The 25,033-nt window shown below is 68.0% G+C and carries 17 protein-coding genes; 6 read left to right on the forward strand and 11 right to left on the reverse strand.

The window, feature by feature from the left end; genetic code table 11:
- Positions 1-37 precede the first annotated feature (37 nt).
- The 10 genes from IBX18_RS31700 to IBX18_RS31745 all read right to left on the reverse strand — a co-directional run bounded on the left by IBX18_RS31700 (position 38) and on the right by IBX18_RS31745 (position 18,418).
- Complete coding sequence (locus tag IBX18_RS31700) at positions 38-1,420, reverse strand: acetyl-CoA carboxylase biotin carboxylase subunit (protein WP_306796503.1); 1,383 nt, start codon at positions 1,418-1,420, stop codon at positions 38-40.
- Entirely contained in the window at positions 1,417-1,965 is a 549-nt protein-coding gene (locus tag IBX18_RS31705) for a biotin/lipoyl-containing protein (protein ID WP_194837174.1), read from the reverse strand. Before IBX18_RS31705 ends, IBX18_RS31700 begins: the two co-directional genes overlap by 4 nt.
- The gene (gene accD / locus IBX18_RS31710; RefSeq protein WP_194837175.1) at positions 1,962-3,647 is read right to left on the reverse strand and encodes an acetyl-CoA carboxylase, carboxyltransferase subunit beta; all 1,686 of its coding nucleotides are present in this window, start codon (positions 3,645-3,647) and stop codon (positions 1,962-1,964) included. The genes IBX18_RS31705 and accD overlap by 4 nt, the downstream gene beginning before the upstream one ends.
- A complete protein-coding gene (locus IBX18_RS31715; protein ID WP_194837176.1) occupies positions 3,644-5,206 on the reverse strand; it encodes a PfaD family polyunsaturated fatty acid/polyketide biosynthesis protein in 1,563 nt (520 codons plus the stop codon). The genes accD and IBX18_RS31715 overlap by 4 nt, the downstream gene beginning before the upstream one ends.
- Positions 5,203-7,278, reverse strand: coding sequence for a beta-ketoacyl synthase (locus tag IBX18_RS31720; protein WP_194837177.1), 2,076 nt, complete (start codon positions 7,276-7,278; stop codon positions 5,203-5,205). The genes IBX18_RS31715 and IBX18_RS31720 overlap by 4 nt, the downstream gene beginning before the upstream one ends.
- On the reverse strand, positions 7,275-13,676 hold the full coding sequence (locus tag IBX18_RS31725) for a type I polyketide synthase (RefSeq protein ID WP_194837178.1): 6,402 nt from the start codon (positions 13,674-13,676) through the stop codon (positions 7,275-7,277). Before IBX18_RS31725 ends, IBX18_RS31720 begins: the two co-directional genes overlap by 4 nt.
- Before the next feature lie 29 nt (positions 13,677-13,705).
- On the reverse strand, positions 13,706-14,311 hold the full coding sequence (locus IBX18_RS31730; RefSeq protein WP_194837179.1) for an SGNH/GDSL hydrolase family protein: 606 nt from the start codon (positions 14,309-14,311) through the stop codon (positions 13,706-13,708).
- Positions 14,308-15,558 (reverse strand): NAD(P)/FAD-dependent oxidoreductase, encoded by a 1,251-nt coding sequence (locus IBX18_RS31735; protein ID WP_194837180.1) that lies wholly within the window; start codon positions 15,556-15,558, stop codon positions 14,308-14,310. Before IBX18_RS31735 ends, IBX18_RS31730 begins: the two co-directional genes overlap by 4 nt.
- 147 nt (positions 15,559-15,705) lie before the next feature.
- Complete coding sequence (locus IBX18_RS31740) at positions 15,706-17,397, reverse strand: AMP-dependent synthetase/ligase (RefSeq protein ID WP_306796504.1); 1,692 nt, start codon at positions 17,395-17,397, stop codon at positions 15,706-15,708.
- 88 nt (positions 17,398-17,485) lie between these two features.
- Positions 17,486-18,418, reverse strand: a complete 933-nt coding sequence (locus IBX18_RS31745) for a LysR family transcriptional regulator (RefSeq protein ID WP_194837181.1) — start codon at positions 18,416-18,418, stop codon at positions 17,486-17,488.
- Between the two features lie 355 nt (positions 18,419-18,773).
- Here IBX18_RS31745 and IBX18_RS31750 point away from each other — a divergent pair, with 355 nt between their 5' ends.
- The 5 genes from IBX18_RS31750 to IBX18_RS31770 all read left to right on the forward strand — a co-directional run bounded on the left by IBX18_RS31750 (position 18,774) and on the right by IBX18_RS31770 (position 24,167).
- Positions 18,774-19,898 carry a BTAD domain-containing putative transcriptional regulator gene (locus tag IBX18_RS31750; RefSeq protein WP_194837182.1) on the forward strand — a complete coding sequence of 375 codons (1,125 nt, stop codon included), beginning with the start codon at positions 18,774-18,776 and terminating at the stop codon, positions 19,896-19,898.
- 94 nt (positions 19,899-19,992) lie between these two features.
- On the forward strand, positions 19,993-20,697 hold the full coding sequence (locus IBX18_RS31755; RefSeq protein ID WP_194837183.1) for a hypothetical protein: 705 nt from the start codon (positions 19,993-19,995) through the stop codon (positions 20,695-20,697).
- Between the two features lie 136 nt (positions 20,698-20,833).
- The gene (locus IBX18_RS31760) at positions 20,834-21,064 is read left to right on the forward strand and encodes a hypothetical protein (protein WP_194837184.1); all 231 of its coding nucleotides are present in this window, start codon (positions 20,834-20,836) and stop codon (positions 21,062-21,064) included.
- A gap of 773 nt (positions 21,065-21,837) precedes the next feature.
- A complete protein-coding gene (locus IBX18_RS31765; protein WP_194837185.1) occupies positions 21,838-23,325 on the forward strand; it encodes an HNH endonuclease signature motif containing protein in 1,488 nt (495 codons plus the stop codon).
- A gap of 173 nt (positions 23,326-23,498) precedes the next feature.
- A complete protein-coding gene (locus IBX18_RS31770) occupies positions 23,499-24,167 on the forward strand; it encodes a class I SAM-dependent methyltransferase (RefSeq protein ID WP_306796519.1) in 669 nt (222 codons plus the stop codon).
- Positions 24,168-24,205: 38 nt separating this feature from the next.
- Here IBX18_RS31770 and IBX18_RS31775 read toward each other — a convergent pair whose 3' ends face one another.
- Entirely contained in the window at positions 24,206-24,427 is a 222-nt protein-coding gene (locus tag IBX18_RS31775) for a hypothetical protein (protein ID WP_194837187.1), read from the reverse strand.
- A 234-nt stretch (positions 24,428-24,661) separates the two neighbouring features.
- Between IBX18_RS31775 and IBX18_RS31780 the strand changes: the two genes are divergently transcribed.
- Positions 24,662-24,961 carry a hypothetical protein gene (locus IBX18_RS31780; protein ID WP_194837188.1) on the forward strand — a complete coding sequence of 100 codons (300 nt, stop codon included), beginning with the start codon at positions 24,662-24,664 and terminating at the stop codon, positions 24,959-24,961.
- Positions 24,962-25,033: the final 72 nt, after the last annotated feature.

Consider the following 25,033-nt stretch of genomic DNA (forward strand, 5'->3'; position numbering starts at 1 on the left):
ACAACCTCCGCGAGCCTACGGATCCGTAGGTGGCAATTCAACTGGCCATCCTGGTGCCCCCAGAACTGGTGGCAGTGCCGATGAGTGCGGTGTCGTGGGTGGCGGCGCGGAAGCGCGGGTGGTCGAGGATGTCGTGCAGAAACTCGGCGGTGGTGGCGATGCCTTTGCCGCTGATCCGGGTTTCGGCCAGGGCACGGCGCATGCGGGCGATGGCGGCGGGGCGGTCCGGCGCCCAGACGATGATCTTGGCGAGCAGGGAATCGTAGTGCGGCGGAATGGCGTAGCCGGGGCCCACATGGGTGTCGATGCGAACGAACGGGCCGCCGGGCAGGACGCACTCGGTCAGTGTGCCGGGAGCGGGTGCGAATTCGCGGGTCGGGTCCTCGGCATTGATGCGGCATTCGATGGCCACGCCGCGCGCGGTGGCGGATTCGGTGGACAGGGTCAGCGGTAGCCCGGAGGCGATTTTGAGCTGTTCGGCGACGAGGTCGATGCCGGTGACCATCTCGGTGACCGGATGTTCCACCTGGAGACGGCAATTCACCTCCATGAAGTAGAAACGGCCCTCGGGGTCCAGCAGGAACTCGAAGGTGCCCGCGCCGACGTAACCCACGGCTTGCGCGCCGCGCACCGCGGCGGCACCGATGCGCGCGACGAGTTCGTCGGACAGGCCGGGAGCGGGCGATTCCTCGACGAGCTTCTGGTGGCGGCGTTGCAGGGAGCAGTCTCGCGCGCCCAGGTGGACGACCGTGCCGTGGCTGTCGGCGAGAATCTGGACCTCGATGTGCCGGGCGGAGTCGAGGTAGCGCTCGACGTAGAGCCTGCCGTCGCCGAAGACGGCGGTGGCGTTGGCGCGGGTCTGCTGCCACGCGCCCGCGAAATCGGCCGGATCGCGCACGACTCGCATGCCGCGGCCGCCACCACCGGCTACCGCCTTGATGATCACCGGGTAGCCGATGCCGTCGGCGAGTGCCTGTGCCTCCTCGGCGGTGTCGAGCGGTTCGCGGCTGCCCGGTAGCAGCGGCAGTCCGGCCGCGGCCATCAGGGTGCGCGCTGTCGATTTGTCGCCGAGTTCGGCCATGACCGCGGCGGGCGTGCCGACGAAGAGGAAACCCTCGGCGGCACAGACCTCCGCGAAGTCCGGGTCCTCGGAAAGGAACCCGTATCCGGGGTGGATGGCGTCCGCACCGGTCGCCCTGGCGGCCTCGATGATCGCCGGGATGTAGGAGTAGCTGCGTTTGGCGGGACCGGGGCCGATCCGGACCGCTTGATCGGCGAGCTGTACCGCGGCGGAATCGGCGTCCGGGACCGAGTACACCGCCACCGTGTCGATGCCGAGTTCGGCGCAGGTCCGGATGACCCGGACGGCGATCTCACCGCGATTGGCGATGAGTACCTTGCGGATCGTCCGGGTGGTCACCGCACCACCTCGAGCACCAGCAGGGGTGCGCCGTGTTCGACCGCTTCGCCGTTGTCGACGAGGAATTCGGCCACCCGGCCCTCGCGGGTCGCGGTCACCGGGATCATCAGCTTCATGGCCTCGACGATGCCGATCTGCTGGCCCGCGCGCACCGGGTCGCCCTCGGTGACGAACGGTGCGGCACCCGGCTCCGGGGAGCGGTAGAAGACGCCGACGGTTTCCGAGACAACGGTGAAAGTGGTGGCGTCCGTGGTTGTTTCGCTGGGCGCGGGGGCAGGCGCATCGGTCGGCGGTGGTGTCGCGGTCGTCGGCGCGGACGCCGCATCCCAGCTGATCCGCAGCATCAGTGGACCATTGGCGACCGTCACCGACGTGGGCGCCGTCTGCGCGCGCACGGACAGCGCGTGCCTGGACAGCACGGCGAGTGCATGGTCGGCGTCGGTCGCGGGCAGCGCCCGGCCGACGGGCTCGGTTGCCACGGACAGCGGCGTGTCGGTCTCCCTTTCGCCACTGCTACTCGAGTCGCGATGCGTCGCGGTGGTCATGACATCTCCTGATGGTTCGTGGGCAGGCCGAAGGCCCGGAAGCGCTCGTGGCGCTGGTCGAGTAGTTGCCGGAGGGGCAGCCCGCCGAGTCCGGCGACGGCATGCCGCAGCGCCTGACGCAGGTGTGCGGCAGCGGCGGCCGGGTCGCGGTGTGCGCCGCCGTCGGGTTCCGGCACGACCGCATCGGCCACGCCGAGTTCGAGCAGGGAGGTCGAGTCGACCCGTAGTGCGGCCGCCGCCCGCGGGGCGGCGGACGCGTCCTTCCACAGGATCGACGCACACCCCTCCGGGCTGATCACCGAGTAGACCGCGTTCTCGAGCACCAGCACCCGGTCGGCGACGCCGAGGGCGAGCGCTCCCCCGCTGCCGCCCTCGCCGGTCACCACGGCGACCACCGGGACAGGCAGTCCGGCAAGCAATTTCAACGACTCGGCGATCGCGACCGCCTGGCCCTGCTCCTCCGCTGACACGCCGGGGTAGGCGCCCGCGGTGTCGATCAGGGTGATCGCGGGAATTCCGAGCTTCGCGGCCAGCCGCAGCGCCCGTGCGGACTTCCGATAGCCGCCCGGGGTCGGCATTCCGAAATTGCGCTTGGACAGCTCGGATGCGGTGTGGCCTTTCTGTGTTCCGATCACGACGACCGGTGCGCCGTCGAGGCGGGCCAGTGCGGTGACCATCGCCGGGCAGTCGGTGGACAGCCGGTCGCCGTGCAGCTCCACGAACTCGTCGAACGCTGCCGCCAGATAGTCCAGCGTCGTCGGTCGGCCTAATTCTCTTGCCGCGCGGACGCTTTGCCACGCGTCCCGGATGGGCAGCTTTGCCGGATCCGTCCGCACCGGTGGAGTGGCCGCCACGAATTCGATCCGCCGTGGACTGTCCGCGGCCAGCGCTAGCAGCCGGGCCAGCCGGTCACGCAGCGCGGAGCGGTGGCAGATCATATCGACCACGCCGTGGTCGAGCAGGAACTCCGCGGTCTGGAAGCCGGCGGGCAGGGTTTCGCCGATGGTCTGCTGGATCACCCGCGGGCCTGCGAAACCGAGGCGCGCACCGGGTTCGGCGATGATGATGTCGGTGGAGGTGGCATAGGAGGCCGCGACGCCGCCGTAGGTGGGGTCGGTGATCACCGAGATGGTGAGTACACCGGCATCGTCCAGATCGCGCAGGGCCTGACTGGTTTTGGCCATCTGCATCAGGGCCAGGATGCCCTCCTGCATGCGCGCGCCACCGGACGCGGTGACCAGCACGAGTGGCACGCGGGTGGACAGCGCGGTTTCCGCGGCGGTGGTCACCGCCTCGCCTACTGCCGTGCCGAGACTGCCGCCGAGGAAGCGGAAGTCCATAACTGCCAGCACGACCGGGGCGCCGCCGATGGTCGCGCGCACGCAGCTGACGCCGTCGGCCATCCCGGTGCGGCGCTGCGCCTCCGCGTGCCGTTCGGCATAGCCGCGGGAGTCACTGAACCCCAACGGGTCTCGCACCGTCGCTGCTGGTTCGAGGCGCTGGGCCGAATCCTGATCCACCAGCGAAGCGATCCGCTGGTCGGCGGTCAGCACGCCGTGACCGTCGCAGTCCGGGCAGACGCGGCCGGCCCGGTCGTAGCGCTTCGCGTAGATCATGGTGCCGCAGGACGGGCACACCATCCAGGAGGTCCGGGTGTCCGGCCCGGTTTCGAGTGTCGTCATCGTTGCTCCATCGGTCGCGGAACGAATCGGGTGCAGCCGGCGGGTAGCCGTGCGCCCGCCGTGCGTAGCTGGGCAATGCGCGTGAGATAGGCGGCGCCGAGCATCATCTGGTCGGCGATATCGGCGACGTGCCGATTGCTGAGCGCAGCCAGATAGGTGCCGGCGACCCAGTTGTTGAAGCCGCCCATCGCCGGCCCGCTCCACACCTGGTAGTCGGCGACACGGTCGGCTTCGCCACGAATGCTCCAGCCGGAAGACAGACCCAGATACCACCGGAACACCAGGGCCATCTTGCGTTTCGGATCCTCGGCCGCGCCGACCAACTGCGCCGGGTCGCGCTCGGTGAAGTAGCCGACGCAGTCCTGCCACACCGCGTCCAGCGGCCGCCGGAACAGCGTGGCCTCGAGCTCGCGGCGCAGATCCGCCGGGATGTCGTCGAGGCCGGCGTAGGCGCGGTAGGTGTCGTACAGCCGCTGCGCGCGGGCGGCGAACATGGTGCCCCGGCGCAGCACCTGCACCTGCACGCCGAGTTCGAACATGTCGGAGGACGGCGCCATCGTGCAGTCGGCGAAATCCGCCTGGGCCAGTAGCTGTTTGGTGGTGTCGCACTGGGCGGCCTCGCGGGTGGCCTGATTGATCGAGCCGGTCACCACGTAGGCGGCGCCGAGGGCGAACGCCGCGGCGGCAGCGGCCGGTGTGCCGATGCCACCCGCGGCGCCGATGCGCACCGCCGCGGCGGCGGGCAGGGTGCTCCGATCGCGCGCGGCGATCAGTTCCGGCAGCAGCACCAGGAGCGGCCTGCGGTCGGTGTGCCCGCCGGAGTCGGCCTCGGCGGTGATGTCGTCGGCCATCGGTACCCGCTCGGCCAGCCGCGCCTGCTCGGCCGTCACGTCACCGGCCTCGACCAGTCGGCGCAGCAGCTTGGTCGGTGCGGGGCGCAGGAACGGCTCGGCGACTTCGACGCGGGACACCTTGGCGATCAGCCGGTTCCGGACCTCGAGCTGGCCATGCCGATCCACTCCGAGCCCGGCGACCCGGTAGCGGACGACCTCGGCGGTGAGGCCCATGAAGGCCGAGGCCTCCACACAGCGCACCTGATGGCGGAGACAGGAATCGACGATCGCCCGCTCCAGCGCCGGTTCGGATGGACTGTGAATGAGGTTGCAGGCGAATGGCTTTCCCTGCAACGTAGTGCTCAGCTCGGCCAGTGCCGCATCCACCGCTGCGGGCGTCACGCCTGCGGCGCCGTAGGAGGCGAGGTAGCCTGCCCGTGCCATCGCCGAAACCAGTGCCGGAGAAGCGATTCCGTTGGCCATCGCCCCTGCCACGTAGGCGGCGCGGACGCCATGGGTGGCGTGGAACTGTTTGTCACCGAGCAGCTGCGGCGGTAGCGGAGCGACCGCCGTGAGCACCTCCGAGCGGGCGACGATGCCCTCGTCCGAGGTCGCGCCCACCCGGCCGTCGTGGCGCACGATCCAGCACGGCCGCCGCACGTCGAGCAGCATGGCGGTGATGTCGTCAGCTGTTTCCGCGAGGACGCCCATCCGGGACGTGGTCATCGGCCGTCCTCTCGCTCGCCGAGTTCGACCGCGAGGTCGATGAGTTCGTAGATGCGCAGGCCGGGCTTCCACAGCGAGCCGTCGACAATGACCGTGACGCCGTGGGCGGTGCGCCGCACCTCCTTGATGTGCGCCTCGAGTTCCACCGTGCCGTCGGTGGGCAGGAACTGGCCGCGGTAGCGCCAGCTGAAGGGGATGTCGGCGGGGATGCGGAAGACCGGATCGCTGAGCTCGTCGGCGAATCCGGCGTCGACCAGCCACTCCTGGACCGCGTGGATGACCGACTCCACGCCGAGCGAACCGGGGATCACCGGGTCGAGATGGAAGTGCCGGTCGAAGTACCAGTCCGACGGGTCGATCGCGCGCAGCGAATGCAGGTAGCCCGCTTGGTATTTGCCGCCGCCGTCGACCACGTCGATGTGGTCGATCAGGGCCAAGGTCCGGCGGGCACACAGCTGGGCGTGCGGGTCGGCGCGGCGCGTGGCCACGTCGATGGTGCGGGTCGGCGCGTCCGGGTGCTCGTCGAGCCAGGTCGGGGCGGACTGTCCGGCGTCCAGGCCGGTCTGGTTCGCCAAGGCTTCGTCGCTGAAGTAGCCGAACATGGTCTCGCCGGTGTAGAACGGTTCGCCGTCCACGCTCAGCGTGTAGTCGAACGTCTGGAGCGATGAGCCGGGCAGGATGGTGGTCGACAGCAGCCGGGACGCCTGCTCGATCGTCTTGTCGCGCAAGTCGATCTGCCGCAGTACCGTCGCCGTGCCGCCGAGGTTGCGCAGGCTCAGGGTGACGCCGGGCTGGGTGAGCGTCGGGCCTGCGTAATAGCCCATCAGCAGCGCGGCCTGCAGTGAGGTTTCCATGTAGACGAAGTGCGGCATGGACTCGTTGGCGGTGTCGCCGTAGTACCAGGAGTCGGCGGGTGAGTCGTACTCGGTGCGGTACGCCGCGCTGTCCAATCGGCCTCGCGCACCGTCGAACTCGCGCACTCGGTCGACGAGCAGCAGGCCGCCGGTGGGCAGGCGGGTTGCCCGGACGCCGGTGTATTCCGCGAATTCCGGGCCCATGGCGATGCTTTGGTCGCCGCGGGACAGGTGCGTCATGTGGAACTCGTTGAGCAACAAGCCTGGTGCGGCTTCGCCCGGGCCGACGCTGGTGCCGGCGAGCTCGACTGCTGTGACGGTGACCTGCAAGTTCTCCTGTGTACCAGCGATACTCGCCGTTGCGGTGACGCGTGGTCTTGGTATCAGGTCGATCTCGGTGACGACGAGCTCCACCGTTCCGGTGGACGGCCCGGCGGGCGAACCATTGACCTGCGCGGCCAAGGTGCTTCCGGACAGGCACAGGGGCAAGCCGGTGAACAGGGCGAACACCTCCGCCGCCTGCACCGCCGCCGCGCGTGCGTCGCCGTCGAATCGCGCGACTACGCGGCCTCTTCCGGTGCCACCGCGCAGTTCGATCGTCGTGACCTCGGTGAGCACCAACGGACCGGCCGTGGCGAGCCTCGCCGCCGAGGTGACGCCGGGGCGCTGGTGGTCGGGGCCGAAGACACCGACGACGTCGCCCTCGGTGAGCCGCCGCAACGCGGCCGCATCGAGGTCGGCACGTCGGCTGCGGGCCAGCGGCTTGAACGCCGATTCCGATGCGGTGACAACTGGTTCGGCGTCCACCACGGCTGGGCGGGCGGATGTGATCGTGCCGCGGGCCGCCGGCCGCAAGGTTCTTTGCCACACGGCGCGCTGCAACGCCAACTGGGCCGCCAGTGCCGCGCGGTGGGCGGTCACCACGCCGGTTCGAACCTCACTGAGCGGGTTCGGTACTCGGGCTCCGCTGTCGACAGCTTGGGTCGACTCGGCGATGCGCCGGTCAGCTGCCGCAGCGGTCCGGTCAGGCATCGCCGGAGTGGTCGGGTGGCTCTCGGTCGCCGTCGCATCAGCCACCGGTTCGCGTTCCCCGACAGGCGAGTTCTCTTGTGACGGCTCGTTTCGCAGCGAACGAGGTGTGCGCGCACCGTCATCGGCCACCGCTGGGCCACCGCCCACCGGATCGAAGGCGATGCCGTCGAATTCGAGGACCGTCATGCCATCCACCGCCGCACCGAGGTCTGGAACTTCGCGGTCAGGTCCGGTGTCGTCACCACGGTGACGTCCGAGAAACGTTGCAGCACTGTGCCCTCCATCGTTGTCGCAGTGGCGTCTATGCGGGCGTCGACCCGTCCCGTGCGCGGGTTGTGCACGGTGAGCAGGAAGGGCTCGTCCGCGGGCAGCGGACGGTAGTAGTCGACTCGGCCGACTCCGAGGGGCAGGCAGGCGCCGCCGAGGAGGCGGTGACCGAGAACCGGTGGGCCCTGCAGGATCAGGTCGGCGAGGACCGGGTCGTGCAGGCGGCCCGCGTAGGCACCGTCGGCCACTCGCGTTGCCGGGAGCGAGCATTCGAACACGAGGGCGTCGGCGGCGGCCCGCACCAGGCGCAGGCCTTGTAGCGCCGGGGCGTGGAACTGGATGGCGTCGCGGTAGATATTGCGGTCATCGGCCGGTCCGCTCGGGATCGGCTGGAACGGCGGCTCGTCCGTTTCGGCGGCGAGCAATAGGGTGGTGCGGAAGTGCAGGACCTGGTCGCCGCGGATGTTCGCTTCGATCACTGTCCGGCCCGCCTCGGCTTTCCCTGGGACCAGTTCCAGTTCCAGTTCCGCCACCGGGTGGTCGAACACGATTCCCTTCAGGACCTGGAAGTTCCTGACGCCGACCACGGTCTGTCCTACCAGGCTGCGCTCGGCGAGGTTGATCATCGCGCCGAGGCCGAAGGTGGCGGGCAGCACGATGTGGTCGCCGATTCGATGGGCCTGGATGATCGGATCGTCGGTGAGTCCGGTGAGCAGCCGGGTAGCACGGAGCGCGCTCGCCTCTACGGCGCTGTCACCGGACAGGCCGTTCGCGGGGCCGACCAGGACCACGACGTCCTCACGGTGGTCCGCCGTGAACTGCTCGGTGAACGCCGCCGCGCCGACCTCGGGGTCGAGCAGTGCGATACCGCGGCTCAGGAAGTGACCGCGGAGCGCGGGCGTCACCATGCCGCCGTCCCAGGCGCCCCAGTCGATCGCGGTGACATGGCAGTCGGGATGATGGCGCCGCCAGCTCACCGCGAACCGGGACAGAGCCTCGTTCGCCGCCGCGTAATCGGCCTGGCCCGCGTTGCCGAACAGGCCGGCCACCGAGGTGAACAGCACCAGGTGCCGCAGGTCGCCGAGGGCGGCGAGTACGGTGGCCAGTCCGGCGATCTTGGGCTCCAGTACTCGCGCGATGGATTCGGCGGTCTTGTCCGTGATCATCGAATCCGCCAGTACCCCGGCCCCGTGCACGACACCGGTGATGGTGTCTCGCCACGGCGCGAGTGCGGCACGAACCGCGACGTCGTCGGTGGCATCCACCGCGAGATACTCGGCTCGCGAACCCAATTCGGTCAGCGTCGCCCGAATCTCTCTGGCGGCCAGCACCTCGGCACAGGCGCGCTCGATCTCGCGAGGTTTCGCGCCGGTACCGGCCAGGGCGCGGACCGCTGCGGGCTTGAGTTCGTCGTCGGAAACGCCTGTCGCCCAGTCGGGGTCGGGGTTCAGCTGCGAGCGGCCCAGTAGCACGAACCGCGCCTCGCAACGCTTCGCGAGCGCCGTGACACATGTCGCCGTGACGCCCCGTGCGCCGCCGGTGACCAGCAGGACATCCCCTGCCGACAGCAGGCTCGGCTGCTGCTCGGTGCCGGGCCGCACGATGGTGACGGACGCGGCGGGTGCGTAAGCGCTCGGCATCAGCGTCCACCGCTGACCTGTCGCGTCGATCCCGACTTCGAGGGTATCCCGTGCCGCGTCGAACAATTCGGCCGTCACGAGGCCGGCGAGCTGTTCCGGTGCCAGGGCCGGGTCGAGGTCCAATGCGCGGCAGAACAGCGACGGCTGCTCGGCCGCAAGCGTTTTCACGATGCCGCCGACTCCGCCGAGCAGGGCGCTCACCGGATCCGCCGTGCCCGCGAACCCCAGCTTTCCGTCGAGGTGGGTGACGGTGACGAAACATGCCCGATTGTCCGTATGCCGCATCAGCGGCACGGCCTGACCGGCGGCCAGGATGGTCGCGCCGATCCACTGCTGGGCCGAGTTCCAGTCGGCGGAACCGCCGACGAGGACGAGGCAGACATCTACCGACGTGAGTTGCGGCAGGTCCCCCGAGCCGTCGACTCGGTGGACCACCCAGCCGAGCGCACCGAACGCGGATTCGAGTGCGGCACAGTCCGGCTCCGCCGCGCCGGTGAGATCCAGCAGCGCGACCGTGGCACCTTCCCGGTAGGGCGCGTCCGCGCGGTCCAGCGAGGGCAGGGCGATCAGTTCGACGGCGTGCCGCGGCGTTTCGGCCGCGGCCTCAGCTTTTGGGTGGACATCACCGCCCACCGACGTGGCGAGCTCGTCGACGATCTGATCCAGGGTGCGCAGCGTGCCCAGCTGTTCCGGGCCGAGGCTCGGTAAGTCCGGAAACCGTTCCTGGAGTGCGCCGATCACCTGGACTCGCTTGATCGAGTCGACGCCGAGGTCGGCCTCCAGGTCCATCGACGGGTCGACCATCTCGACCGGGTAGCCGGTCTTCTCGGCCACCACTTCTTGCAGTGCGCGGCGCAGGATGTCACCGGTAGGCGAACCTGTAGCGATCGATGAAGCAGGAGCGTCGGCCGGTGCCGCAGGGGCGGGAAGGCCGGACTGATTCGTTCCGTTCTGAGCAGCTGTGGCTCCATTCGGAACGGCTAAGGCTCCGTTCGGCTCGGACTCGCCGAGTAGGCTTGCGATCTGGTCGAGCGTGCGCAGCGTGCCGAGCTGCTCCGGGCCGAGGTTCGGCAGGTGCGGGAAACGTTCCTGGAGCGCGCCGATCACCTGGACCCGCTTGATCGAGTCGACGCCGAGGTCGGCCTCCAGATCCATCGAGGGGTCGACCATCTCGACCGGGTAGCCGGTCTTCTCAGCTACCACCTCTTGCAACGCCTGCCGTAGCGCCTCGGCGGAGACCTGGTCGTTCGCTTGGGCCGAGTCGGTGTGAGAACCGTGGCCGTTGCGCTGTGGCTCCGGGACATCTTGTGCCGCAGCAGCTTCCACTGAGTGGCGATCCGTTATTACCGGCGGCACAACGCTTTCCACCGGCTGATGTTCGGCCGCCACCGGGGCAGTGGCGAGCGGCCGACGCTCCGGTGCCGACTCGATCGCGGGCTGCCGAGCGGACGCCACCCGACGAGTAGCCGGGGCCGCCACCCGCGGCGCCGGTGCGAAACCGCTTTCCAGCTCGGCCAACTGCGCGAGCACATCGCTGGCCCGCGAATGGCTTTCGCTGATCGCGACGCCGTGATCCTTGACGGCTTCGATGGCGCGCACCGTCGCCTCGTCGAGCGATCCGTTGCCGAGCACGCCGGCGAGTCCGCGGGCCATGTCCAACTGCCCGTCGAGGAATTGGCGGTGCGTCTGGAGGTGCTGCACGAGCGCACTGTCCAATGCGTCCGCGCCTGGATCGTAGGGCTGCGGGGATTGATACACGGTGGTCTCCGTTGGTTCGGTGAAAGTTTGAGCCACGGCCGGTGTTTCAGGCCGGCGATCGACCACGGTGTCGATAGGTGTGGGAGTCGGCGCCGCCACGCTGACCCGGTAGCCGTCGTCGAGCGCCGCGGCATAGGCCGCGCGCCGGCTCTCGGGCACGTACTCGGGTGCCGACATCGTCACGGTCATCGGGCGACTCGGCTTGTGGCGCACCGCGACCGGTGCCGCATGCCGGTTGATCCCGTGCAGGCCGAAGCCGAGCACGGCCAGCCGCACCGCGGCCCGGACCAGCGCGAGATCGCTGTTGCCGATCGGGCCGGAGTCCGTCGGGATGGCGACCACGTCGTCGCCGAGGGTGCGCCGCACCAGGGAGGTGAGCACCTGTTTCGGGCCGAACTCGACGAACACCGTGCAGCCTGCCGCGCGCATCGCCGTCAATGCCGTCGCGAATTCGACCGGCTTGCTGAGCTGTTCGGTCAGCAGGGCGCGGTTGGCCGCGACGTCGTCGCCGTAGTGGGCGTCCGGGGTGTTCGCGTAGACGGGTGCGTTCGGCACGCCGATGGACACCGTGGCGGTGGCTTTCGCGAACGCAGCCACCGCGTGCGCGACGTAGGGCGTGTGGAACGCGCCGGAGACCGGCAGCGCCCTGGTCGCCACGCCGCGCTCGGCGCTGCGCGCGACCACCGCGGCGACGCCCTCGGTGCCGCCGCCGATGACGACCTGGTCGGGTGCGTTGTGGTTGCAGATCCACACGTCCTCGACACCGTCGATCAGTTCCTCGGCGACGGCCCTGGAGGCGCCGAGGGACACCATCGTGCCCGCTTCGACACCTTCTTCTGGCGTCATCGCCACGCCGCGTGCCCTGGCGAGCTCGAAGAACTCCTCGGTGCCGAGCGCGCCTGCGGCCCACAGCGCGGTCAGTTCACCGAAGCTGTGGCCGAGGTAGCCGTCGGCACGGAACCCGTACCCGGTCAGCGTCTGGAACTGCCCGGCCGACAGCGCACCGATCGCGGGCTGCGCGAATTCGGTGCGGCGCAAGGCGGTTTCCTGCTCCCGCGCGGTGTCCTCGTCGAACGCGGGCGGTGGGAAGACGACCGACGACACCCGGGTCGGTGCACCGGCGAACGCGGTGTTGGCCGCGTCGAATGCCGCGCCGACCACCGGAATGTTCAGTGCCGCATCCAGTCCCATGTCGACGTACTGGCTGCCCTGGCCGGCGAACAGCGCGCCGACCTTGCGGTCCGGCAGCGCGGCGGCCCGGAAGTACACGCCCTCCGGGTGATCCCACGCCGCCGCATCCGGCCTGCGGACCAGCTCGTCGACGGCGAGTGCGCGCAGATGCTCGGCGTTGTCGTCGTCTACCGACACGAAGCCGATGCGCGCGTGGTCTTCCGGAATGTCGCCACCGTCGACCGGGTCGACACTGCGCACCGCGTCCACCAGAGCGGCGACATCGGGGGCGTGCCAGAGGTGTGCCTGCGCGGTCCGGTGCAGTACCGGCTCGGTGCGCGCCGCGTCGGCTTCTTCGAGCACCACGTGAAAGTTGGTGCCGCCGAAGCCGAATGCCGAGGCGGCGGCCCGGCGCACCGGGCGCTGCGGATCGCGGATCCACGGACGGGTGCGGGTATTGACGTAGTACGGGGCGTCCGGGGCGGCGATTTCCGGATTAGGCGCCGACACATTGATGGTGCCGGGCAACACCTTCTGGTGCAGTGCGAACGCCAGCTTCATCAGGCTCGCCGTGCCCGCGGCGCCTTTGGTGTGCCCGATCTGCGACTTGACGCTGCCGAGTGCGGCGAACCTCGGCTCCGAAGTAGCCTCGGCCAGTAGGCCTTTCAGCGCGGTGAGCTCGGTCTTGTCGCCGACCGGTGTGCCGGTGGCGTGCGCCTCGATGAGCGCCACATCGGCGGGTGAGCACTCCGCGTCGGCGTAGGCCCGGTCGAGCGCCACCCGCTGACCGCCGGCCCGCGGCGCGTAGATGCTCTTGGCCCGGCCGTCGCTCGACGAGCCGAGACCGCGGATGACCGCGTAGATCCGATTGCCGTCGCGCCGTGCGTCTTCCAGCCTGCGCAACGCCAGCATGGTGATGCCCTCGCCGAGCAGGGTGCCGTTGGCGTCCGCCGCGAACGGGCTGATCTGCCCGCTCGACGACAGCGCACCGACCTTGCTGAAGCACAGGTAGATGAAAATGGTGTTCTCGGTGTCCACGCCGCCGGTGATCATCATGTCGGCCCGGCCGTCCTGCAGCTCGGCGATGGCCGTCCGCAGCGCCGCCAGCGACGCCGCACAGGCCGCGTCGACGGTGCAGTTGATGCCGCCGAGGCCCAACCGGTTCGCGACCCGGCCCGCCGTGATGTTGGCCAGCAGACCGGGGAAGGAATTCGCCTCCCACGGCGCGAAGGCGGCAACGAACTTGTCCGCGATGGCGTCGGCGTCGGTATCGGACAGTCCGACCGAGCGCGCCGCCTCCTTCAGCACCGGCGTGGACAGCCGGGCGGCCAGCGGATGCATGAGCGGCACCGGGCCGGTGGTGCCGAGCACCACGCCGGTCCGGCCCGGGTCGTACCAGGGGGAATCCACCGCACCGGCATCGATGAGCAGATCACGGGCCACGCCGAGGCTCAGCGTCTGCATGGTGCTGGTCACCTCTAGCTGATTCGGCGGCAGGCCGAACTCGAGCGGGTCGAACTCGATATCGGGCAGGAAAGCACCGCGGCGCGAGTACGTCTTGTCCGGGGCGTCCTGATCGGCGTCGAAGTAGTCGTCGAGGCTCCATCGGGACGTGGGCACCTCGGTGGTGCAGTCCACGCCGTCGACGATGTTCTGCCAGTACTCACGATGGTTGTGCGCGTTGGGCAGCAGCCCGGACATCCCGACGATGGCGATCGGGTTGCGCGCCAGGCGTCTGTCGTCTGTCACGAAAGTTCCTCTCGAACCGGATGGAAAGATCAGGCGGCGACGGTGGTCGCTGTGCGCGACGCGATGAGCTCGGCCGCGCCCGCGGCGAACAGGTGGTGACCGAGCGAGCTCGGGTGCAGGCCGTCGGCGGTCCACACCTCGGGCAACGCCCAGTCCGGCTGGGTCGCGATATCCAGCAGCAGGGTGCCGGTGTCGGCGGTGACATCGGCGAGCACGGTGTTGGCGAAGTCGAACCGGGCGCGCAGCAGCGCACGGAAGTTGTCCGGCACCGGCAGCCGGGCCGGGATGTCCGGGTAGCTGGCGGTGAAAACTGTTGCGCCGCTGGAACGCAGCGTTGCGAAGATGGTGGCGAGGTTGCGTTCGAAGCGGTCGGCGTCGAAGTCGCTGACCAGATCGTTCACGCCGACGACCACGCCGAAGAGCGCGGCCCTGGCCGAAACTGCCCGGCGCAGTTGCTGTTCCACGACGACGGTCGTCGTCGCGCCGTGCACGCCGAGGTTGCGCACCGCGGCGGGGCGCAGGCCGAGCTGGCCGCCCAGTCTCGGTACCCAGCCGCGGTAGCCGCCCCCGGCCGCGGCGTCGCCGCGGCCCTCGACAAAACTGTCCCCCAATGCCGTCAGGCCGGGGATGCTCATGCGATGACCCCGTCCTTGGTGACATGCCTTGCGGCCATGGGGAAGTCGACCTTCTCGTACAGGTCGGCCAGCTCCTGTTCGCCGAAGTACTTTTCCGGCGAGTAGATGCCGGCGATGAGTCCGAAGAAGCCCTTCGTGTACTCCGCGTCGTAGCTGGTGGCGCGGAATACCGAGTCGTAGTACGGCGTCAGCGTGAGCTCCGAAATGCTCAGCGTCAGTTCGTAAGTGCTCGCGCTCTGGGTGTCGCGCTCACGCTCGTACTCGGCGAGCACCTCGGCCATCGGGCGGGCACCGGACAGGCCCTGGTGGACCAGGTCGGCCAGCAGCTGGGCGGACTTGAACGCGTCGGTGATGCCCCAGCCGGTGAACGGATCCTTGTGGTAGCCCGCGTCACCGACGAGCGCCCAACCGGGGCCGAACGAGCGGCGGCGGTAGTTGTCCGGGTACAGCATCGGCCGGAACTGCTCGACCCGCTTGCCCGTATCCTGCAGGCGCGCACCGAGTTCCGGGTCGATCTGGGAGACGATCTCCTGCACGCCCGCGTCGGGATCGGTGCGGAACTCGCGGAACCGGTCCCGCTTGCGCATCACCGCGACGAGCGAAAGCCCGTCATTGGTCGGCCAGGCGGCGAACTGCTGCTCGCCGAAGCCGGTGCGGTGCTGCATGCCCCAGTCGACGCCGTCGTAGTAGGAGTAGTAGATGAAGCACGCCGCCGGGGACCCCTCGTACACCTCGGCGCCGACCGCCTTCGCGACCGTCGAATTCGAACCGTCGGCCCCGATCACCAGCTTGGCGCGGAACTCCTGCTCGGCGCCGTCGCCGACCTGGCCGCGCAGGCCAGCCACCTGGTCGCCGTCGAAAACCAGTTCGTTGACGGTGAATCCGTTGATCACTTCGGCGCCCGCGTTACCGGCCGCGTCCACCAGGATCTTGTCCAGCACGGTGCGGCGCGGGCAGTACACGGCGTCGATGCCGTCGGCCGACACATCGGCGAAGCCCTTGATGACGATGTCGGTGTAGGAGAAGTTCAGGTGGCGGATCGGCGGGGTGCCGGACGCCACCACCTCGTCGAGCAAGCCCCACGACTGCAGCAGCCCGAGACCGGCCTGGTGGATGTAGTGGGTCGAGGGGGTGTCGCTGGGGAAGGTCGCCCGGTCCACGGCGAGGACCCGGTAGCCCTGCCTGGCGAGCAGCATGGCCAGCGGAGCACCCGCGACCCGAGTTCCGACAACAATGACGTCGTACATGGTGGCATCACTTTCCGGTAGTCGAATACTGAAATCGAGTCTGTGGCCGACCCAGGGGGAAAACCACCGGAGGCAGCCGTATTTCATCGGGCGATCGGCGTGGGCTATCTACGCAGTCCGATGGCGGCCGCACCCGATCGGGTAGCGCTATAACGCGGGTTGGCGCGACCGGTAGAGGTAATCGATATCGGCCGCATACGCCGCCGCGATGGCGGCTCGACGCAGTTTTCGTGAGGAAGTCAACAATCCGTCCTCGACGGTGAAATCACCGTCTACGATGCGGAATGCTCGAATGGACTCGGGCCGGGAGACAAGGGAATTCGCGTCGTCGATCGCGGACTGGATGGCGGCGGTGAGATCGCGGTCGGCGGTATTGTCGCGCCAGCGCAGCACCTGAATCGGATCCAACGTCACCAGCGCGGTGACGAAGTCGCGGCCGTCGCCGATGACCATGCAGTTGCTCACCAGCGGGTGCAGCCGCACCCGGTCCTCCAGCGGTGCGGGCGCGACGTTCTTGCCGCCGGAGGTCACCAGGATCTCCTTCTTGCGGCCGGTGATGCGCAGGTGGCCGTCGGCGTCGAGTTCACCGATGTCGCCGGTGTGCAGCCAGCCTTGCGCGTCGACGACGGACTGGTCGGCCGCGGCGCCCCAATAGCCGGGCGAGACATGCGGGCCGGCCACCAGCACCTCACCGTCGGTATCGGCGATCGCCACGGACGTGCCGGGGATCGGCCTGCCCACCGTGCCGAGGCGGTTGGTCTCCGGTGCGCTGACGGTCACCGCGGTCGCCGCCTCGGTGAGGCCGTAGCAGTTCAGCAGCAGCACACCGAAGCCCGCGTAGAAGCCGGTGGTGGAATCGTCGAGCGACGCGCCACCGGAGATGACGTGGCGCAGCCTGCCGCCGAGTGCGGCCGCGACCGGATGATCGGCCGGCTCGGGGGTGCCCTGCCCGCGCAGGATATCCAGGCCGCGCGCCACGGCCTCCTGCTCCTCGGTGCCGGACAGCATGGTGCGGCAGTACTTGCGAATCTTCTCCAGCCCGAACGGAATCAGCGCCAGGAAGGTCGGGCGCAGCGTCGGCAGCACCGGGACCAGGTCGGGAATGCCGGGCAGCAGGTGGGTGCGGCTGCCGCCCGCCAGGCAGGCGAACAGGATGGTCTGGCCGAACACGTGCGACAGCGGCAGGGCGAGCACGGTCGTCCCGTCGAACATGGCGCCGGTCTGGCGCACCGTGTTCACCGAGGAGACGAACATGTTGCGGTGGGTGATCAAGCAGCCCTTGGACACTCCGGTGGTGCCGCTGGTGTAGACGATCATGGCCAGGTCGTCAGCGCGCACCGCGGCGATGCGGTCGGCGAGATCGGGGTCAACCGCACCGGCGGCCCAGGTGGCGAGTTGTGCGAACGTCCACACCTCCCCCGCGCCTGCCGCTTTCAGTCGCACGGCGTCCGTCTCGTCCTCGGCGGCGAAGAACGCGCTGCCGCTGTCGGTGAGGATGTGCTCGATCTGCGACGCCGAGGAGGTCGGGTAGACCGGAACCACGACGGCGCCGAGTGCGAGCAGCGCGGCATCGAGCAGCGCCCACTCCAGGCTGGTGCGGCCGAGGATCGCGACCCGATCCCCCGCCGCCACGCCGCGCGCCGCCAGCGCCGAGGCCAGCGCGCGGGATTGCCGGTCGACATCGGCACAGGTGAGTTGCGTTCCGTCGGCGCCGCACAGCGAAAGTCGTTGCGGGTGCTCGGCGGCCGCACCGGAAATCACCGAGTACAAACTCGCGTCGTCCGGAAGGTCGATTCCATTCTCGGTGCTGGACACCGCGGTGACAGACAGTGTGTTCACAATGTTGAATTGTGGTCGCCCGCAGCGAATTACCGTCCGGTCGATATCGCGGTTCCTACCGCGCGAATGTCATGGCCTATCGACGAGACTAGGCCGACAACGCGCGGGCAATATCGATGCGTGCCGGTTCCGGGGATTCCACGCACTCCAGGAAAAGCGATACCGCCGGATTCGTCTCGTCCGCACGCCACACCGCGAACAAATCCAAGGTGGGCACCGGATCGAGCAATTTGACCGCCACCGAGCTGCTGCCCGGCGCACCCATACCCATCGAAATCGCCCGAGGTAGCGAAGCGAAGCCGACCAGCGGGCGCACCGAAACCATGTGCGCGGTCGCGCCGGGATCGTCCGCGGTCTGCGCGACCGAGAGGGTGATCCTGGTGTCCGCGGCCGCACGGAAGATCGAGTCGTACATGGCCGGACACTGTTCGCGAGCGAACAGCACACACTCCTGGCCTTCCAGTTCGGCGAACGGCACGCCGGGCCGGTCGGCCCACCTATGTCGTCGGCCGACGACGGCCACCAGCGGGACCCGGTGCAGCAGTCGGCGATACCGGAAATCCGTGGTGCTCGGGTGGCCGTACACCAGTGCCAGGTCGAGGGAGCCATCGGCGAGCGCGGCGAGCTGCGGCCCGGTGCGTTTCTCCCACAGCGACACCACGATGTCGGGGTGTTGCTCGGTCATCTTGATCAACGCGTCCGGCAGCACATGTCTGCTGGCGGGCAGGTTGTAGCCGATGTTGAGGGTGCCCGCTCGCCCCTCCGCAGTCGCCTTGGCGACCTGGGCGGCCCGGTCCATCTGGGCCACGATGATCCGGGCTTGACTCTCGAATTCCCGGCCCGCCGGGGTCAGCTTGACCTCGTGCGAGTTGCGTGCGACCAATTGCACGCCCAACGACTTCTCCAGCTTCTGCAGCTGGGCGCTGAGACTGGGCTGAGTGAGATGCAAGCGCTGCGCTGCGCGGCCGAAATGTAGCTCTTCGGCAATCGTGATGAATGAAACCAGATGTCGGAACTCCATGCCGCCGGCTCCTTTTCCGCGTACCCCGAAAGGTAAGCGGCGTCGGGTAACCCCGGATGAACCGCGATCGCACAGATGTTGCCGGGACCGTTGCGGGCAGATGAACCGACCCCGGTCGCGAGGCGGAGTGTGCTATCGCGAATCCCGTGACCATCCAGCATCCCCGATCGGACACCGGAGAGCAAGCCCCCGATGCTCCGGATAGTGCCGGAAACGTTGCGGGCCAGGCATAACACTGGGCACGGAAGGGTTTCGGGACGCGCGTTTCTTGTGTGATTGCCGCTCTGATCACCGGGTTGGCTCGGTACGCTCACAGGCGACGTGTGGACGGTGTCACGTCGTGAGGAGTGCCGCTATGCCCGAAACTCGCGCGCGGTTCGGCGTGCTCGGTGCGGTGGAGCTGACGATCGACGGTGTCGGGCAGTCCCTCGGTGGCCCGAAACAGCGGGCGGTACTGGCATATCTGGTGTGCAACGCGAATCGGCCGGTGTCGGTGGAGGCACTGGCGCAGGCGGTATGGGAGGACAACCCGCCGCCGGACATCAAGGTGAGTCTGCATACGATCGTGTCGAATCTGCGGAAGCCGTTGCGCGACAATGGACTCGATGCGCGCGCGATACTCGCTCAGGTGGGTGCGGGCTACCGGGTCGCGGTGGCCGACGGGGCCAGTGATGTGCAGCGGTTCCGGGTGCGCAAAGAGGCGGGCGTGCGGGCGCTGAGTGCGGGGCGTTTCCGGACTGCCAGCGAGTTGCTGTCGAGCGCGCTCGGCCAGTGGCGCGGGCCGGTGCTGGCGGATCTGCGCGGGCTCGGTTTCGCCGACTCCTATGCGGCGGCGCTCGACAACGATCGGCTCAGTGCCATCGAAGCGCGGGCCGAGGCCGATATCGCGGAGGGGCGAGCGGAGGCCGTTGTCTCCGAGCTCGCGCTGCTGGCGGCGGAGTATCCGCTGCGCGAACCGCTGTGGGAGCAGCTGATCACCGCATTGTATGTGGACGGCCGTCAGTCGGACGCGCTCGATGCGGCGCGCCGGTTGCGGGCCACGCTCGCCGATGAGCTCGGCATCGACCCGAGCCTGCCCATTCGGGAGTTGGAGGGGCGCATCCTCCGGCAGGAACCCGTGGACATTCGGGCGAAGGCGGCCGTCGCGTCGTTGCGTGCGACGACGATCGTGGACCAGAGCTCCGGCGGGCCGACGGCGCTGTTGCGCGAACGCTCAGGTGACACCTACGCGATCATGGGCACGATCACCCGGATCGGGCGGCTGCCGGACAACGACATCGTGCTCGAACACGGCAAGGTCAGCAGGCACCACGCGGCGATCCTGCACAACGGGCTCACCTATGTGATCAAGGATCTGCTGTCGTCGAACGGAGTTTTCGTCGACGGCATGCGCATCGTGGACAGCGTCGCACTCACCGACGGTGCGGTGATCCGGATCGGGGATTACGCGCTGACCTTCACGCTGGTGCTGCCGGACTGAGGCCGTTGGTGCGTCGTTAGTGGGCCGTTGGTGGGTGCGGCGACAGTGGTTCTCAGCCGAAACCGGCTGGTCAATGCCTGAAAGGACCACAGATATGTTCCGCACCTCCGTACCTCGCCCCCTGCGCGTACTGCCCATCGCGCTGGGAATCGCGGCGGTGGCCGGTTTCGGCGCCCTCCTCCCCGCGCCGGCGTCCGCGCTGCCCTACGGGCCCTACACCTGCCAGCAAGGATTCGTCTGGCGGGATGCCTACAACGGCGACACCGTGTGCGTGCGCCCCGGCGACCGGGACACCGCGCACGCCGAGAACGCTCAGGCCGGTACCCGGCGTTCGCCGAACGGTGGCGCTTATGGTCCGGACACCTGTAAACAAGGGTTCGTCTGGCGGGAGACGCGGCCTGCTGACCACGTCTGCGTGACACCCGATCGCCGGGACCGCGCCCGGGCCCAGAACAGCCAGGGCGCACAGCATTTCGCCGACGCGTCGCAGTTGCCCGTTGGCAAGGTGCACGTGCGCACGCAGAAGCATCAGCTCGGTGGCTGGATCTTCGTGGACAAGGCCAGTGGGCTGTCGCCGAACGCTCGGCTGGAGTTCTATGCGGCGGGAGTGAACACCAATGGTTTGCGGGCGCTCGGCGACCGGCAGACCGATGGAAACGGCAACTTGCCCAGGGAGACCGCGGCGCTGGCCGATGTGCGCTGCCAGATCCCGCGGGATCGTGCGGCGACGGTGATTGTGGTCGACACTCGGACCGGGATTGCTACGTCGGCTGGTACGACCTACGCGTTCAGCTGCTGAATGTTGTTGTCGCGCAAGTGATGCGATGGCCCGCGGTCTTGTACCGCGGGCTGTTCGGCGGGTGGTAGCTCACCGGCGTGGTGTGGTGGGTTGGGTCGACTGCGGGGTGGTTTGCGTTGGTCGGGTGGGACTGGTTGTGACAGTAGGTGTTCGAGACGGGCTGGTTGTCGAGGTAGTCGTCGGCGTGGGGTGGCAGGTTACGGTCCGGCTAGTTGTCGGTGTCGTCGTGCGGCCGGACTCGATCGACTGCTTCGTAGTGGATCTTGTTGTCGTGGTCGATGTTCGGGGCGGCGTGGTGGTGGTCGTCGATGTGGCGGGGCGCTGTGTGGTCGTCTGTGGTGAGGTGGACCGGCAGAACTCCGACTGACGGGGAGTCGAAGAGGTGGGCAGCGGTGGGCAAGTGACGCACGGGACCGGCCTGCCTTGGATGTCGATTGTCACCTCGATCGATAGCCCCAAGGGGATTCTCGGGAATTCTGTTGTGGTCGTGGGTGTCTGAGTCTCTGTCGTGGTCGAAGGGGGCGGATCGGTGGTCGTCGGCGGCTCTGTTGTGGACGCGGCGGCCAGCGGATCGGTGGACGTCGCCACGGGATCGATGGGTGGCGCAGGGTCCACGGGCTCGATGGGCGTCGAGTCCACCGGTTCGATCGGCGTCGAGTCCAGCGGATCTGTCGACGGTATGGAATCCAGCGGCTCGATGGGCGGGTCGAGGGCCAGCGGGTCTTCTTCGGTTGTGCCCGTATCGGTTTCGCCGAGATCGCCGCTGTCGGTACCCAGGTCGGTCTGCGGGAGTTCGACCGATTGGTCGAGCGTCGGATCAGGCAGGGTGACGGTGAGGGCGGAATCCTCCGGCGTATCCGGTCGCGCTGTGGTCTGCGCCGCCGAACCCGAGATCATCAAACCGGCGGCCAGTACCAAAGATCCAGTAATCGGACCGGATCTTCGCATCGTCCGTGCTGTCTGCCACCACTTTCCGAACATCCATCGAAGCATGGCACGACGGGCCGCTACCGTCGCTCCCCAGTCGAAATGGGGAATAGGTCGGCGGCGCTGGGATGTTCACACACAGATTGTGAAAAACCGCAGATCAGATGGGGTTTTCTATGGATCTCTTCGGCTCAGGTCGATAGGGTCTAGTACATGAGTTCGAGCGGTGAAGAGCATCAGGGGCGGGTCGCTGATCCGCTGCTGGGTGCTGTTGCCGATCTTCTCGAACGGCCGTTGACACCCATGTCGGACGACAAGATCATCGAGTTGTTGCGCGATGTCGAGCAGGCCACTCGGCGGCTGGTGGCGGTCGGGCATCGGCTGATCGTGGAAGCCTCGGACCGAAACCTCCCCAACCAGACGGGAACCGGCACCGCTAAGAAGTTTCTGATGCACACGCTGCGCCTGTCGAACGCCGAAGCGGGCGCGCGGGTCGCTGCAGCGTTGTCGCTCGGGTCGTGGCATGACATGGCCGGCGAGGTGCGGGCACCGCGCTTGCCGAGCACCGCCGCCGCGCAAGTCGACGGTGAGATCTCGGCTGACCATGCGCGTCAGATCGCAGCGGTGATGAAGCGCGTGCCGGGTTCGACGGCGAATGCGGAATTCGAAGCTGCAGAACAACTTCTGGCGGACTTCGCCCGGACCGGGTCGCCCGATGACATCGCCAAGGTGGGCGAGGCTGTTCTTGCCTACCTGGACCCGGACGGGGTACGCACCGACGATACCGACCGGGCCCGCATGCGGGGGATCACCATCGGCCGTCAGCGTGCGGACGGGATGTCGCCGATCAAGGGTGAGATAACCCCGACGCTGCGTGCACTGCTGGACCCTTGCATGGCGAAACTTGCCCGGCCCGGTATGAATAACCCCGATGATCCCGAAAGCCCCTCGGGAGAAGACGGGTTCGTGGATCAAGATCAACTTGCTACCGCCGCTCGGCGCGACGCGCGCAGCGCTGCGCAACGCACCCATGACGGGTTTCTCGCGTTGCTGCGCCACTGTGTCGCGCCGGAGAAGCTGGGAGCGCATCGCGGACTTCCGGTTTCGACGATCTTGACGATGAACATCGCGGATGTCGAGAAAGCCGCCGGGGTCGCGACCACCGCGACCGGCGGCATGGTTCCGATCAGCGAGGCACTGAAACTGGCTGCGGAGTCGGAGCCGTTCTTGATGGTGTTCGACACCGACGGTCTGCCGCTGCATCTAGGACGCACCAAACGTTTGGCTTCTGCCGCACAGCGATTGGCGTTGATCGCTGCCGTACGCGGCTGCTCGCGTCCCGGTTGTGATGCTCCCGCGAGTGTGTGCGCTATCCACCACGTCATGGACTGGAACAAGGGTGGGCCGACCGATATCGGCAACGAGACGCTGGCTTGCGACCAGTGCCATGCCTTGGTTCACGACGGGCCGGGCGGGTGGAAAACGGTTGTCCTCGGACCGGAATCGGCGCACCCCGGGCGGGTCGCGTGGATCGGACCACCACACATCAATCCCAGTGGACAGCCACAAATCAATAATCGTCACCGCCCGGGCGAACTCCTCGCCGAAGCGCTCTCGCGTATCCATGAGCGAAAACAGCACGAGGAGAACGAAAAACATGAGCGGACGCGGCAAGAACAGCGGTTGATCGGCGCTGCGTGAGCCGCTCGGGGCTGGCGTCAGTGCGACGCCAGCCGGGACGACCGGGCTGTCATGATGTCCCCATGTCTTCGGATATGCCGTGCGATCCGGCTCTGTCGTCCAGTACCGCCCTGTCATCCGATCCAGTTGCGCATGCCCGCCACACCCGTGCGGAGTACGACCGCTTGGCGCCGGTGTGGTCATCCGCGACCGACTCGGGGCCCTTCAACGGAGGACTGGAACGGCCGGCTGTCCGTGAATTGGTGCCCATCCCTTTGGACGGAGCGGCAGTACTCGACGCCGGCTGCGGCTCCGGCGCACAATGCGAGTGGCTGCTCGATGCTGGTGCGGAAGTGACCGGAGTCGACGTAAGCCCACGAATGGTCGAAGAGGCCGAGCGGCGGTGTGCAGGGCGTGGGGGCCGCTTCTTTGTGGCTGATCTGGCCGAACCTCTTCCGGTCGACCCGAATTCCTTCGACGGAATCACATGCTCGCTCATGCTGCACTACCTGCGTGACTGGACGATTCCGCTGCGATCCTTCGCGTCTGCACTACGTCCGGGAGGTTGGGTGGTGCTGTCCGCAGATCATCCGTTCGGGCCAGCGCTACCGACCCAACATGGCGGGTATTTCGATACCGAACTCGTCAGCGATACCTGGACCAAGAACGGCGTCGAAGTCACCCAACATTTCTGGCGCCGCCCGCTGTCTGCCGTCATCACGGACTTCAGCCGGGCTGGCTTTGTCGTCGATCGAGTAGTCGAACCTCAACCGAGCAGCGAGGCGCTCGAGCGTTGGCCCGACGAACTAGCTGGAGTCGTCGGAGTGCCGACCTTCATCGTGTACCGCTTGCTGAAGACCTGAAAACAGCAGGGGAAACACGCCAAAACTCTTGCGGCCTTTCAGTATCGGCGCAGGTTCTGCCGATAATTCGCAAGCGCAGTTTTCGTGTTTCGCAGGTCGGCCTCCGCTTTCGCCAACTGTCCCTGTGCATGTTGACTGTCGCGGGAGGTGCTTGCCCGATGAAGCTCAGCACGACGCTGCCGTAAGAAAACTTCCAACCGCGCCGACTCGCTTTCCAACCGCTTGATCTCGCGTTCGAGCCAGATCTTCTCGTCGGCCATATTCGCTCCCACCGTGTCGCGGGGTGTAGAGGTGGTTCCGCGCCGCCTAGACCCGCTGTCGTGTATTCACCCGAGTCTGGCAACCAGCAGCTACGGTGTCTGTCCCCTGAACATTCGACGTGCGACAGACCGACTTTGCGACGGTCGCGCACTGAACGAGCAGCGAGCTCGCTGTCGCGTGGACGAGGGCGGTAGGGGCGGGTAGGGTCTCCCCATTCTGATGAGGAGATCGTGATGAAAAGCATTGCCCTGCTGGCCGTTGGGGTTGCTCTGGCATTGTCGGCGTGTAGTTCTACGACAAGCACCGATGCCGCGCCGACAACCACGGCGAACGACGTGGTGCGGGGTAAGACGTGCGAGAACTACCTGCCGGTATTGAGCAAGTTGAAGGCCGCCAGCGAGGAGTCCGCGAACAGGACGGCAGAGGACACGATCGCGCTACTCCCCCAGTCCCCACAATGGTCGACTCTCAGCGAGGCGGACCGCCAGTCGACCATTGCCGGAATCCGGGACGCGGCCAAGGGAAAGTGCTAGTTCCCCCGATCTGACCGGCTACGAGCGAACAACTCCCGAGTCCAGCGAAACACCGAGCACGACCACGAAATA

It is taken from the genome of Nocardia sp. XZ_19_369, from assembly GCF_015355715.1.
Classification (GTDB): domain Bacteria; phylum Actinomycetota; class Actinomycetes; order Mycobacteriales; family Mycobacteriaceae; genus Nocardia.

Coding starts and splice junctions, on each gene's coding strand:
- IBX18_RS31705 (WP_194837174.1), bottom strand. CDS start 1,965: ATGACCACCGCGACGCATCGCGACTCGAGTAGCAGTGGCGAAAGGGAG.
- accD (WP_194837175.1), bottom strand. CDS start 3,647: ATGACGACACTCGAAACCGGGCCGGACACCCGGACCTCCTGGATGGTG.
- IBX18_RS31715 (WP_194837176.1), bottom strand. CDS start 5,206: ATGACCACGTCCCGGATGGGCGTCCTCGCGGAAACAGCTGACGACATC.
- IBX18_RS31720 (WP_194837177.1), bottom strand. CDS start 7,278: ATGACGGTCCTCGAATTCGACGGCATCGCCTTCGATCCGGTGGGCGGT.
- IBX18_RS31730 (WP_194837179.1), bottom strand. CDS start 14,311: ATGAGCATCCCCGGCCTGACGGCATTGGGGGACAGTTTTGTCGAGGGC.
- IBX18_RS31735 (WP_194837180.1), bottom strand. CDS start 15,558: ATGTACGACGTCATTGTTGTCGGAACTCGGGTCGCGGGTGCTCCGCTG.
- IBX18_RS31745 (WP_194837181.1), bottom strand. CDS start 18,418: ATGGAGTTCCGACATCTGGTTTCATTCATCACGATTGCCGAAGAGCTA.
- IBX18_RS31750 (WP_194837182.1), top strand. CDS start 18,774: ATGCCCGAAACTCGCGCGCGGTTCGGCGTGCTCGGTGCGGTGGAGCTG.
- IBX18_RS31755 (WP_194837183.1), top strand. CDS start 19,993: ATGTTCCGCACCTCCGTACCTCGCCCCCTGCGCGTACTGCCCATCGCG.
- IBX18_RS31765 (WP_194837185.1), top strand. CDS start 21,838: ATGAGTTCGAGCGGTGAAGAGCATCAGGGGCGGGTCGCTGATCCGCTG.
- IBX18_RS31775 (WP_194837187.1), bottom strand. CDS start 24,427: ATGGCCGACGAGAAGATCTGGCTCGAACGCGAGATCAAGCGGTTGGAA.
- IBX18_RS31780 (WP_194837188.1), top strand. CDS start 24,662: ATGAAAAGCATTGCCCTGCTGGCCGTTGGGGTTGCTCTGGCATTGTCG.